At 68.4% G+C, this 11,363-nt stretch carries 13 protein-coding genes; 11 read left to right on the forward strand and 2 right to left on the reverse strand.

The features are described from left to right. Nucleotides 1-91: 91 nt before the first annotated feature. A complete protein-coding gene (locus AC6CID_RS05905) occupies nucleotides 92-907 on the reverse strand; it encodes a glutaminyl-peptide cyclotransferase (protein ID WP_006551674.1) in 816 nt (271 codons plus the stop codon). 135 nt (nucleotides 908-1,042) lie between these two features. On the opposite strand from AC6CID_RS05905, the gene AC6CID_RS05910 reads away from it, so the two are divergent. Genes AC6CID_RS05910 through AC6CID_RS05920 form a run of 3 tightly spaced genes read left to right on the forward strand, consistent with a single transcriptional unit; the run spans nucleotide 1,043 to nucleotide 5,302 of the window. Then, nucleotides 1,043-1,954 carry a DUF3027 domain-containing protein gene (locus AC6CID_RS05910; RefSeq protein WP_024103085.1) on the forward strand — a complete coding sequence of 304 codons (912 nt, stop codon included), beginning with the start codon at nucleotides 1,043-1,045 and terminating at the stop codon, nucleotides 1,952-1,954. Between the two features lies 1 nt (nucleotide 1,955). Continuing rightward, nucleotides 1,956-4,766: a sacsin N-terminal ATP-binding-like domain-containing protein gene (locus AC6CID_RS05915; RefSeq protein ID WP_498353688.1), complete on the forward strand. Its 2,811-nt coding sequence runs from the start codon at nucleotides 1,956-1,958 to the stop codon at nucleotides 4,764-4,766. After that, the gene (locus AC6CID_RS05920) at nucleotides 4,763-5,302 is read left to right on the forward strand and encodes a phosphatase PAP2 family protein (RefSeq protein ID WP_019289931.1); all 540 of its coding nucleotides are present in this window, start codon (nucleotides 4,763-4,765) and stop codon (nucleotides 5,300-5,302) included. The genes AC6CID_RS05915 and AC6CID_RS05920 overlap by 4 nt, the downstream gene beginning before the upstream one ends. A gap of 39 nt (nucleotides 5,303-5,341) precedes the next feature. Here the strand turns inward: AC6CID_RS05920 and AC6CID_RS05925 are convergent, their stop codons facing one another. Beyond that, the gene (locus AC6CID_RS05925; protein WP_006551670.1) at nucleotides 5,342-5,593 is read right to left on the reverse strand and encodes a DUF2530 domain-containing protein; all 252 of its coding nucleotides are present in this window, start codon (nucleotides 5,591-5,593) and stop codon (nucleotides 5,342-5,344) included. A gap of 80 nt (nucleotides 5,594-5,673) precedes the next feature. Here AC6CID_RS05925 and AC6CID_RS05930 point away from each other — a divergent pair, with 80 nt between their 5' ends. The 8 genes from AC6CID_RS05930 to AC6CID_RS05965 form a co-directional block, all read left to right on the forward strand. Further along, entirely contained in the window at nucleotides 5,674-7,143 is a 1,470-nt protein-coding gene (locus tag AC6CID_RS05930; protein ID WP_033096781.1) for an NCS2 family permease, read from the forward strand. Between the two features lie 44 nt (nucleotides 7,144-7,187). Then, on the forward strand, nucleotides 7,188-7,619 hold the full coding sequence (locus AC6CID_RS05935; protein ID WP_006551668.1) for an Rv0880 family HTH-type transcriptional regulator: 432 nt from the start codon (nucleotides 7,188-7,190) through the stop codon (nucleotides 7,617-7,619). Between the two features lie 115 nt (nucleotides 7,620-7,734). After that, complete coding sequence (locus AC6CID_RS05940) at nucleotides 7,735-8,541, forward strand: TrmH family RNA methyltransferase (protein WP_138841780.1); 807 nt, start codon at nucleotides 7,735-7,737, stop codon at nucleotides 8,539-8,541. Further along, complete coding sequence (locus AC6CID_RS05945; RefSeq protein ID WP_019289927.1) at nucleotides 8,538-8,810, forward strand: DUF2537 domain-containing protein; 273 nt, start codon at nucleotides 8,538-8,540, stop codon at nucleotides 8,808-8,810. The genes AC6CID_RS05940 and AC6CID_RS05945 overlap by 4 nt, the downstream gene beginning before the upstream one ends. Nucleotides 8,811-8,911: 101 nt before the next feature. Beyond that, nucleotides 8,912-9,337 carry a DUF7144 family membrane protein gene (locus tag AC6CID_RS05950; RefSeq protein WP_094980917.1) on the forward strand — a complete coding sequence of 142 codons (426 nt, stop codon included), beginning with the start codon at nucleotides 8,912-8,914 and terminating at the stop codon, nucleotides 9,335-9,337. A 313-nt stretch (nucleotides 9,338-9,650) separates the two neighbouring features. Continuing rightward, nucleotides 9,651-10,067, forward strand: a complete 417-nt coding sequence (locus tag AC6CID_RS05955) for an SHOCT domain-containing protein (RefSeq protein ID WP_498353689.1) — start codon at nucleotides 9,651-9,653, stop codon at nucleotides 10,065-10,067. Nucleotides 10,068-10,277: 210 nt separating this feature from the next. Continuing rightward, nucleotides 10,278-10,703, forward strand: coding sequence for a DUF7144 family membrane protein (locus AC6CID_RS05960; RefSeq protein ID WP_498353690.1), 426 nt, complete (start codon nucleotides 10,278-10,280; stop codon nucleotides 10,701-10,703). 127 nt (nucleotides 10,704-10,830) lie between these two features. Beyond that, nucleotides 10,831-11,363, forward strand: a 533-nt coding sequence (locus tag AC6CID_RS05965) for an alpha/beta-hydrolase N-terminal domain-containing protein (RefSeq protein ID WP_498353691.1), incomplete at its 3' end; no start/stop codon positions are given.

The raw sequence follows: 11,363 nt of genomic DNA on the forward strand, positions 1-11,363 counted from the left end.
GTCTTCGATTCTTCCCCACGCGATAGCGGCTGTAACACAAGGGCGGCACGTGGCCCGAGTGACGCGTGCCGCGATCGGTATGCCACCCGGATCACTCCACGAAACGCACTTCGAACAGCGTCGGCCAGTACTTGCCCGTCACCAGGAACCGATCGGTCCCGGGGATCCGTGCGATGCCGTTGAGGACGTCCACATCGGCTCCCGCGGGCAGCCGATCACGCAGCGGAGCCGCGTCGACCCGGGCCTCCACACGGCCCGAGGCCGGATCGATCAGCACGATCTCGTCCGTCTGCCACACGTTCGCCCAGACCCTGCCGTCCTCGGCGCACTCGAGTTCGTTGAGCTTCGACACGGCACGTCCGTCCCGGTGCACGGTGACGCGCCCGAGTTCGTCGAAGGTGACGGGGTCGCGGAAGATCAGCTCGGCCGAGCCGTCGCTCATCACCAGACGGCCGGGTTGCGCGCACAGCCCCCAGCCCTCGCCGTCGTAGTCGACCCGGCGCTTCTCGAGCAGGGTGTCGCGATCGCGGAGGACGGCCGTGCCGTCCTTCCAGGTCAGCTGCCACACCTCGTCGCCGACCACGGTGATGCCCTCACCGAAGAGGTCGTCGAGGACGGGTTCGCGGGTGCGCTCGGTCTCGGCGAGGGTGACGGTCCCGCCGTCGAGGTCGACCTCTCGGGCCGACACCCACGAGCGCCCGGCCCGGCCGGTGCCTTCGAGCAGTTCGCCCTCGTCGATCTCGAGGCCCTGGGTGAACGCCTCCGGATCGTGGGGGTGCGTGGCGACGACTTCCACACCGAGTTCGGTGGCGGGTGGACCGGGTTCGGCGACGAGATCGTCGCCGCATCCGGCGGTGGTGACGCAGACGACCGTCGCGACCGCGGCCGAGAGGAGAAGACGGGGCACGCGCCCATCCTGCACCTCGCGTGTGAGCGGTGCCTGTACGACCTTCCGCGACCCGCAGGCGCCGGAGCAGACAGGTCAGGCAGAATGGGGGTCGTGAGTGTTGCCTCTGCTTCCACTTCCCGAGGAACGAACCCCGTGGTCGATCCGGCGGTGCGTTCCGTGCTCGCCGACGCCGTCGACCTCGCTCGGGCCGCACTCGACGAACTCGGAGACGGTGGAGTCGGCGCCTATCTGGGCGTGACGCGCGAGGACGAGTGCTCGGCCACCCATCGTTTCGCCTCGGAGCTGCCGGGTTACCGCGGTTGGCAGTGGGCCGTCGTCGTGGCCGCCGCCCCGGATTCGGATCGGGTGACTGTGAGCGAACTCGTGCTCCTGCCCGGTCCCGACGCGCTCGTCGCCCCCGCGTGGGTGCCGTGGAGCGAGCGGATCCGTCCCGGCGATCTGGGTCCCGGCGACCTGCTGGCTCCCGCTCCCGACGACGTGCGCCTGGTTCCCGGCTACATGCTGTCCGGCGACCCCGAGGTCGATGAGACCGCCCTCGAGATCGGGCTGGGCCGCAAGCAGGTCATGAGTCTGGAAGGTCGCCTCGAGGCAGCACAGCGCTGGTTCGACAGCGAATACGGTCCCGACTCGGAGATGGCGAAGGCCGCTCCGTCCTCGTGCCGCCTGTGTGGTTTCTATCTTCCGCTCGCCGGATCGCTGCGTGCGGCCTTCGGCGTCTGCGGCAACGAGTTCGCCGCCGACGGTCACGTCGTGCACGCCGAGTACGGATGTGGCGCGCATTCTGACACGACCCTGCCCACCGGCGCCGGTTCGCCGATCTACGAGGCGTTCGACGATTCGGCAGTGGAGGTCGTCGAGGTCGGACCGGCCGGCTCGGCGCCTGCGGAGTCCGCGACCACGGAGGTCGTGAGCACCGAGGTCGTGAGTACCGAGGTCGTGAGCACCGAGTCCACGCCGACCGATTCCACGGACGAGCTCGCCCCCGAGTCGTCTGCCCCCGAGTCGTCCGAGCCGTCCCCGTCCGAGTCGGAACAGACCGACTGACGTGACCCGGCCGGACCCCGCGGATCCGTTCGGGATCGCGGCGTTACGCGAAGGGATCCTCGCGGCCTGGTCGTCGTCGCCCACCCGTCTGCGCGAGGACGCGGCGACCGAGGCCGATCATGTCCGCGCGGGTTACCGCGACCGCGTGTTGACCGAGCTCGCCCAGAACGCCGCCGACGCCGCCGCGCGTGCCGATGTACCGGGTGAGCTGCGTGTCTGGTTCGCCGACGGCCGTCTCCACGTCGCGAACATCGGTGAGCCGCTCCACGAGGGCGGTGTCCACGCGCTGACCGCACTGCGCTCGTCGAACAAGACCGGCGCCGGATCCACCGTAGGGCGGTTCGGTGTCGGCTTCACGGCGGTGCTGTCGGTCTCCGACGACATCGAGGTGCGTTCGCGCACCGGTTCGCTCCACTTCTCGGCCGAGCGCACCCGCGCGGTGCTGGCCGAGCGGAACCTGCCCGAGCCGGAGTCGGGTGTCCCGGCGCTGCGCCTCGTGTGGCCGACGGAGGCCCCGCCGGCGACCGGCAGCGACACCGAGGTCGTGCTGACCCTGCGCCCCGGCGTGGACCCGGTCGCACTGCTCGACGCCTTCCGATCCGAGGCCCACGACATCCTGCTCGAACTCCCGGGCTTGCACACCGTCCTCGTCGCCGACGACGAATTCACCCGTCACCGGCGCGAACTCGACAGCGGCCTGTGGGAGGTGCGGATCGGCGATCGCACCTGGTGGGAGTTCACCGGAGCGTCGGCGCGATGGCTGGTGCCCGTCGTCGACGGGCGGGTCGACCCGGTCCGCAGCGATGTCCTGCGTGCCCCCACCCGCTCCGACGAGGAGCTGTCACTTCCCGCGATCGTCGTCGCCGACGTCGCCATGCAACCCGACCGGAGGCGCGTGCTTCCCGGAGCCCACGTCGAGAACGTCGCCCGCGGATACGCGCGGTTCGTCGCGGCTCTGCCCGCCGAGCAGCGACTCGACCTCGTGCCCCTGCCGGGTTTCGCGCGCAGCGAGGTCGACGAACGCATCCGCGAGGCGATCCTCGACGAGTTGGCTGCCGGCGCGTGGCTTCCCGCCGCCGACCGCAGCGCCGATCTGGTGCCCGACCGGGCCGTCGCACTTCCCGGTCTCACCGACGACCTCGCCGACGTCCTCGGCGAGGTGGTCCCGGGGCTCGTGATCCCCGAGTTGTGCGGGCCGCGACATGCGTCCGCGCTGTCCGCCGTCGGCGTGCACCGGCTCGGTCTCGCGCGACTGGCCGAACTGCTCTCCGGGCACGAACGCGATCCGAAGTGGTGGAACCGCCTGTACGAGGCGCTCACTCCGCTCGTCGTCGACGCGGTCGCGGCCGAGGAACTCGCGTCGCTGCCGGTTCCGCTGTCGGACGGACGGACCGTGACCGGCCCGCGTACGGCCGTTCTCGCAACGCAACTGCAGGATATCGGCCCGGTGTCCATGCCCTGGGTGCGTCTCGTCCATCCCGACGCCGCGCATCCGCTGCTCGCCCGGCTCGGAGCCGGCACCGTGACGGTCGAGGACCTGCTCGCCGACCCGGCGCTCGTCGCGGCCGTCGAGGACACCGATCCCGACGACCTCCACCCGGAGGGCGACCTCCCGGCCGGTGAGCTCGCCGACGTCGTGCTGCGACTGGTGCCGCTCGTGTCGCCCGCGGCCGTGCCCCGCGAACTCGGGGCACTGCTGCTGCCCGACACCCACGGCGACCTCGTCCCCGCCGACGAACTCCTGCTTCCCGGTGCACCGCTCGCAGAAGTACTCGTCGAGGACGCGCCCTTCGGCACCGTCGACCCGTCCGTCGTCGACCGGTACGGGGCCGACGCCCTGCGGGCGATCGGTGTGGGCTGGGGATTCACGGTCCTGCGTGCGGAACTGCCGACCGGCCCCGACCACGATCTGCCCGACGAACACCTGTGGTGGGAGCGGCTCGACGACGATCCCGAGGTGCTCGTCGCGGTGCGCGACCTCGATCTCGTCGACGATCGCCGCTGGTCGCGGGCATTGACCCTGCTGGCCGCCGAGCCCGCGACGGCCGAAGCGATCGCCGACCCCGCCGGATATACGGCGTGGTATCTGCGCACCCGCGCGTCGCTCGACGGCCGGCCTCTGGGCCACTACCGGTTCGCCGACGACACCCTCTTCGAAGGTCTGCTCGATCCCTGTACCCACCCCGACGCATCGGCCTTCCGCAGCGCCCTCGCCGGAACGCGGATCGACGACATCGAACTGGCACAGACACTGCTCGACCGGCTCGCGGACGACAGCAGGTCGCCGGGGCCGGCCGCGATCGTCGCCGCGCACGACGCGTTCGCCGCGGCGTTCTCGTCGGGTGGTCTCGATCCCGAGTCGGTCACTCTGCCCGACGGGGTGCGCAGCCTGTCGGGTGTCGTCGTCGACGCAGCCGACGCTCTCGTACCCGACCGCCCGTGGTTCGCGGCCGCGATCCCGCACGCCCGCCTCGTCACCGGCGGCAGGGGAACCGCCCACGCGCTCGCGGACGTGCTCGACATCGCCGTGGCGTCCGCGGTGGTCGACGCCGAACCCGTCGAGCAGGGGAGGAGTTCGACGTGGGAGCGCGAACCGGCCGCGGTCCTGGCCGGAATCGTCGCCGGGGTGCCGCTTCCGCGCGGCGTACTCGCGCTGCACGACCGACTCGTCCTCCGCTGCTCCGGAGCCCTGACCGGGGAGGTCGAGGTCCCGTGGTGGGTCGACGCGGCCGGCACCGTCCACAGCACACCGATCGGCCTGGGCGCGGCACTCACCGCGCTCACGGCTCCGGACGTGAGAACTGAACCGTGACGCTCGATGCCGCGGTGCTCGACTGGATGGTGTCGCTCCGCGAGCCGTGGCTGACCACCGCGGTGACCGCACTCACCCACACGGGCGGGGGAGTCGCGACGAGCCTGATCGCCGCGGCGACGACGCTGCTGCTGGTGCGGGCCGATCGTCTGTCCGACGCCGTCCTCGTCGCCGGAGCGGTCCTCACGGGCTGGCCGTTGATGGTGTTGCTCAAAAATCTGTTCGGCCGTGTCCGGCCACCGGAACCCGAACGGCTCCTGGCCCTGCGCACCGAGTCGTTCCCGTCCGGACACGCGATGACCAGCGCAGTTCTGGCCACGGTGCTCGTCGCGGTCGTCGTGCGCACGTGGCCGCGCGGCGATCGCCGCCGGACCGCCGCGACGATCGCGCTCGCCGGTTACACCCTCGTGATCGGGCTCTCTCGCGTCTACCTCGCGGCGCACTGGTTCACCGATGTCGTCGCAGGCTGGATCTTCGGGATCACATGGGCCCTGCTGTGGGTGTGGTTGATCACTCGGGTGCGGATCCGTCGCTGACACCGCTGTGGCCTTGTCGCGGACGGCCGTGGGCGAGGGTCAGTCCAGCCCCGCCTGGGCACCCCGGTCACCGCGTCGGGCGGCGCGACGCTGCAACAGGAAGAGCGCAGTTCCCAGCAGCCCCACCACGATTCCCGCCACGCAGACCGGAAGCACATCGTCCCGGAGTTCGCCGCCCACCACCGCCACGACGACGGTTGCCACCACCCACAGACCGGTTCCCACGGCAAGCGCGGGGCGAGGGTCGGCGAGGCGTCGGATGCGGGCTGCGACGAGCTGGGCGGGTTCCACGGTTTGCAGATTAGTTCCTTCGCGCTGCAATAATCGGTTCCCGTTGCGACGCCCCGTACTCGACGAGCGGATTTGTGGACATGGCCGTAGGCACCGACTCCAAGCGAACGTCCTTCCTGGACACCTATTTCAAGATCACCGAACGCGGTTCCACCGTGTCCCGAGAGGTGCGTGGCGGCATCGTCACGTTCTTCGCGATGTCGTACATCGTGGTCCTCAACCCGCTGATCCTCGGTAGCTTCTCCGCCGAGGACGCGAGCGCGAAGATCGACGTGATGGGCAACATCCTGCCCATCAACCAGGTCGCCGCCGTCACCGCGCTGGTCGCCGGCTTCATGAGCATCGTCTTCGGTGTGGTCGCCAACTATCCGTTCGCCATCGCCGCCGGCCTCGGCATCAACAGCCTGCTGGCGGTGACCATCGCGCCGCAGGTCACCTGGCCCGAAGCGATGGGCCTGGTGGTCATAGACGGCATCATCATCGTCGTGCTGGCCCTGACCGGTTTCCGCACCGCGGTCTTCAACGCGATCCCGGCAGAACTCAAGGCCGCCATCGCTGCCGGTATCGGCGCCTTCATCGCCATGATCGGCCTCGTCGACGCCGGCTTCGTCCGCCGCATCCCCGACGCCGCCGGCACCACCGTCCCTGTCGGCCTGGGCATCGACGGCTCCATCGCGTCGTGGCCGACCTTCGTCTTCGTCGTCGGTGTGCTGCTCATGGGTGTGCTCGTCGCACGCAAGGTGCGCGGCGGACTGCTGATCGGCATCGTCGCCACGACGATCCTGTCGATGATCATCGAGGCCATCGCCGACGTCGGCCCGTCGCTGGGCACCAACCCCAAGGGCTGGAACCTCAGCACCCCCGACGCCCCCGACTCCTTCTTCGGCATCCCGAACCTGAGCCTCGTCGGCAACGTCGACCTGTTTGGCGCGTTCACCCGCATCGGCGTGATCGCCGCGACCCTGCTCGTGTTCACGCTCGTCCTCGCGAACTTCTTCGACGCCATGGGCACCATGACCGGCCTCGGCAAGGAAGCCGGCCTGGCCGACAAGAACGGCACCCTGCCCGGCATCGGCAAGGCCCTCGTCGTCGAGGGCACCGGCGCCATCGTCGGTGGTGGCGCTTCCGCCTCGTCGAACACGGTGTTCGTCGAATCGGCCTCGGGTATCGCGGAAGGAGCCCGCACGGGCCTGGCCAACGTGGTCACCGGTGTGATGTTCCTGCTCGCGATGTTCCTGACCCCGCTGTACGAGGTGGTCCCGATCGAAGCGGCCGCTCCGGCTCTCGTCGTGGTCGGTGCCCTGATGATCGGCCAGGTCCGCGACATCGACTTCTCGGTGTTCGCTGTGGCGCTGCCGGCCTTCCTGACCATCATGGTCATGCCGTTCACCTACTCGATCGCCAACGGCATCGGCGTCGGCTTCATCACCTGGGTGATCCTGCACGCCGCGAGCGGCAAAATCCGCACCATCCATCCGCTGATGTGGATCGTCGCAGTGCTGTTCGCCCTGTACTTCTCGGTCGATCCGCTCACGGAACTGCTCACCTAGGCAGCCGACGCGTGTTTCGGGCGATGTGACGTATTCTGCACGCCATGATCTCGGATACACGCGCACTCGCCGGTGACCTCTCACTCGCCGTTGTGCGTCTGACGCGTCATCTGCGGGGGAGACGCACCGATTCCCGAGTTTCTCTGACCCAGATCTCGGCAATGGCCACCCTCGCGCAGGAAGGTGCGATGACCCCGGGGGCACTGGCAGCGCGCGAACGCGTCCAACCACCCTCGATGACCAGGGTCATCGCGTCTCTGCACGAACTCGGTCTCGTCGAGCGGACGCCGCACCCGACGGACGGACGACAGATCATCGTGACGCTGTCCGAAGCCGGGAGGGAATTGCTCGCCGACGAGGCGCAGGCACGCGAAGTGTGGCTGACCGAACGGCTCGACAAACTCGATCCCGACTCGCTCGCCACATTGCGCGACGCCGTCGGAATCCTCACGGCGCTCGTCGCTGAAGACGACTGACCGCACCGCGGTCGATGACGACTGACCGCACCGCGGTCGATGACGACCGACCGCACCGCGGTCGTGACGACCGACCCGGTGCGGGAGGGTGCAGGGCCGCTGGGAGAATGACCCGGTGGTTCACGTCATCGACATCGACGATCCTTCCGACCCCCGGGTGGACGACTTCCGCGATCTCAACTCCGCGGACCGTCGGCCCGACCTTCCCGGTGGCAAGGGTCTGGTGATCGCAGAGGGTGTGCTGGTGGTCCAGCGCATGCTCGACTCCCGGTTCGCTGCGACGAGCCTGCTCGGGGTGAGTCGGCGGCTGGACGAACTCGCCGACGACCTGCGTGACGTCGACGTGCCGTTCTACCGCACCGATGCGGCGACCATGGCGGAGGTCGTCGGCTTCCACCTCAACCGCGGGGTGCTCGCCGTCGCGCACCGGCCCGAACCGCTCTCGCTCGACGACGTCCTCGACAAGGCGACCACGGTCGCGGTGCTCGAAGGGGTCAACGACCACGAGAACATCGGCTCGATGTTCCGCAACGCCGCCGGACTCGGCGTCGACGGTGTGCTCTTCGGGAAAGGATGCGCCGACCCTCTGTACCGGCGTGCGGTGCGCGTGTCGATGGGGCACGTCCTCCGGGTCCCCTTCGCGCACGTCGACCGGTGGCCGTACGACCTGGATCTGTTGCGCAGCAGAGGATTCCAACTGATCTCCCTGACCCCGGACCCACGGGCGATCCCGCTCGCCGAAGCGATGACGGGGGAAAAAGTCGCGCTCCTGCTCGGCGCCGAGGGCCCCGGCCTGACCGAACATGCGATGCGGGCGACCGACGTGCGCGCCCGGATTCCCATGGCTGTCGGCACGGATTCGCTGAACGTGGCCACCGCGGCTGCGATGGCGTTCTACGAGCGGGTGCGGCTTCCGCGATGAGCCAGGCTCGCGGTCCCGCGCCCACTCCCTGGGCGACGGGGCTCACGCTGACGGCTTTATCCTTCGTCGCCACCGTCATCACCGTCGTCGCCTGCGGGCAGGTGCTCGGCCGGATCCATCCGGCCCTCGCCGTCGTCGTCAATGTCGTGACGGTCGCGGGAGTCGCGCCGACCGTGTGGTCGTGGCTCCGGGTGCAGGTACTGCGCTGGCTCGCCGCCGGTTTCCTGGCCGGTGTGCCGTTCGGCTGGCTCGCGCTGCTCGTGTCCTGAACGAGTTCTGGGTGCGATTGCCGGCGGAAAACCCCCAACCTCCATTGGAGAATTCCGACGAAGCGCACACTCGAGATGTCGGGTCATCCGGAAGGAGCATCATGACACGCAATGTGCATGCCGAGCGGGAGGAAATGTCGGTCAAGCAGGGTCTCGCCGCGGGAACGTCGGTCGGTGCCGCAATCATCATGACCTTGATCGGTGCTCTGCAACTGTTGCAGGGAATTGCTGCGGTCGCCGAGGACGAAGTCTTCGTCGCCGGCCAGGAGTATCTGTTCACGTTCGATCTCACCACGTGGGGGTGGGTCCACATCGTTGTCGGTGTCGTGATGGTGATCGTGGGCATCGCGTTGATTTCCGGGGCGACATGGGCGCGCGTCTCCGCAATGGTCATCGCCGCGCTGTCGATCCTGGTGAATTTCATGTGGCTTCCCTACTACCCAGGGTGGGCGCTTGCGATCATCGCCCTCGATGTAGTGGTCATCTGGGCGATCGCGACCTGGAACCCCCGCGCGGTGTACTCCTGACCGACTCGAGCCGGTACCGAATCGCGCCGATTGCGCAAACCGATGTCCTCCACCCATGAACGGGCGTATGGTATATCCGGCCCTCCCCGATCAGAGGGACGGAGGTCGTCATGACTGAAGATGGACCTGTCGAAGCCCGAATCGGACAGTCGTCACGATTCGACGCCGGTATCGATGAGTTGACCGGGGGGCCGCGAGTAGTGGCAGTGCCGTAGCGGCACACCGCAGGGGGAAGCAGGATTCGAGATCTTCATTCTCCGGTGGTTTCATGGGGGCATCGTCCCGCCATCGGTTCGGCCGAGGAGGTTCGGCTATGGATTCATTCTGGGACTACGTGTGGTACACCGTCGTCGTATTCGCCTTCGTGGCATACCTGATCGTCCTGTTCCAAATCATCGTCGACCTCTTCCGGGATCACTCCGTGTCCGGTTGGGTCAAAGCGATGTGGGTCATCGGTCTGGTGCTCCTTCCGTACCTGACAGCGCTGGTCTACCTGATCGTTCGCGGTCGGGGAATGGCTCCGCGGGCACAACAGGCCCAGGCCGAGGCGAAGCAGGCCACCGACGAATACATCCGGACCGTGGCGGTCGGGAAATCCCCGGCTCAACAGATCGCCGATGCCAAGGCCCTGCTCGACTCCGGTGCGATCACGCCCGCGGAGTACGAACACCTCAAGGCGCAGGCGCTCGGCAACGCCACGACCGGACGTGACGGCGTGCCCATCGCGTGAATCGTCGTCGCGGGGAGGGCGCTGCGGACGGAGTCCTCCCGTGGTCGGCTCGTGCGTTCGACGCCTCGTCGCGTCGAGGAGCCGGCGGTCGAAAGTGTAAGGGTGGCAGCATAACCCGCAGGCACCCTTGTTCCTGAGAATCGGACCGTGACCGTTCCTCGCGAGGATCGGCGCACGGTCGATGTCTCCTTCGTACACGAGAGGATTGTCATGTCACAGGATGTACGCCCCGACCGGGGCGGGGTCAGTGTCAAACAGGGCATCGCCGCAGGCACCTCGATCGGAGCCGCGATCATCCTGGCAACTGTCGGCATCGTCCAGATCTTCCAGGGCATCGCTGCGGTGGCCGAGGACGAAGTGTTCGTGCGGGGCGTGGAATACACGTTCAAGTTCGACTTCACCACGTGGGGATGGATTCACATCGTCCTCGGTGTCGTGATGCTGGTCGCCGGTCTCGCGTTGATGAGCGGTGCCACCTGGGCCCGTGTCACGGCGATCGTCCTCGCTGCGTTGTCGATCATCGCGAACTTCCTGTGGTTGCCGTACTACCCGTGGTGGTCGATCCTGATCATCGCGTTGGACGCGGTCGTGATCTGGGCGATCTCGACCTGGCAGCCACGCTCCGACTACTACTGACGCGACCGTGCAAGAAAACGGCCGCAACGTCCGGGGTGATCCGGGCGCGAACGTCGCGACCGATGTTCCCCGATCGCGGGCACGGCGGTGGGCACTGCACCTCACACTTCCCGGGTGTTGGGGTGCAGTGCTTTTCGCGTGCCTGTCGTTCACCCCGTCGTTGCTTCCGCGCGGCGGGATCCTGCAGGGGATGATCTGCGGGATCACTGCCGCGATCGGATACGGCCTCGGCGTGCTCCTCGCGTTCGTGTGGCGCGCCTTCGCCGACCGGCCTCCTCGGTCTCCCAAGGCTGCGTCGTGGTGGATCTTCGGCGCCTGCGGGGCGGTCCTCTTCGCGGTCCTCTTCGGGCTCGGCCAGTACTGGCAGCACGAGATCCGTACTCTGATGGGGGTTTCCGAGTACAACCTGGCACTTGCGGTTCTCTCCCCGCTCGTCGCGGTCGTGATGTTCGCTGTGCTGCTGGCGATCGGACGTGGTATCCGCGCTCTGTACCACTGGGCGGCACGGACACTCGACCGGTGGATCGGGCAGCGGGCCGCGAACGTCGTGGGGTGGGTTCTCGTCGCGGGACTCGTGTACGCGATCGTCTCCGGAGTGCTCCTCGCCGGTTTCATCGACGCCGCCAATGCGGCGTTCTCGGCGCGGGACACGAGAACCGA

The organism is Rhodococcus sp. GQ147 (genome assembly GCF_059759155.1).

Coding starts and splice junctions, on each gene's coding strand:
- AC6CID_RS05960 (WP_498353690.1), top strand. CDS start 10,278: ATGTCACAGGATGTACGCCCCGACCGGGGCGGGGTCAGTGTCAAACAG.
- AC6CID_RS05945 (WP_019289927.1), top strand. CDS start 8,538: ATGAGCCAGGCTCGCGGTCCCGCGCCCACTCCCTGGGCGACGGGGCTC.
- AC6CID_RS05955 (WP_498353689.1), top strand. CDS start 9,651: ATGGATTCATTCTGGGACTACGTGTGGTACACCGTCGTCGTATTCGCC.
- AC6CID_RS05930 (WP_033096781.1), top strand. CDS start 5,674: ATGGCCGTAGGCACCGACTCCAAGCGAACGTCCTTCCTGGACACCTAT.
- AC6CID_RS05950 (WP_094980917.1), top strand. CDS start 8,912: ATGACACGCAATGTGCATGCCGAGCGGGAGGAAATGTCGGTCAAGCAG.
- AC6CID_RS05935 (WP_006551668.1), top strand. CDS start 7,188: ATGATCTCGGATACACGCGCACTCGCCGGTGACCTCTCACTCGCCGTT.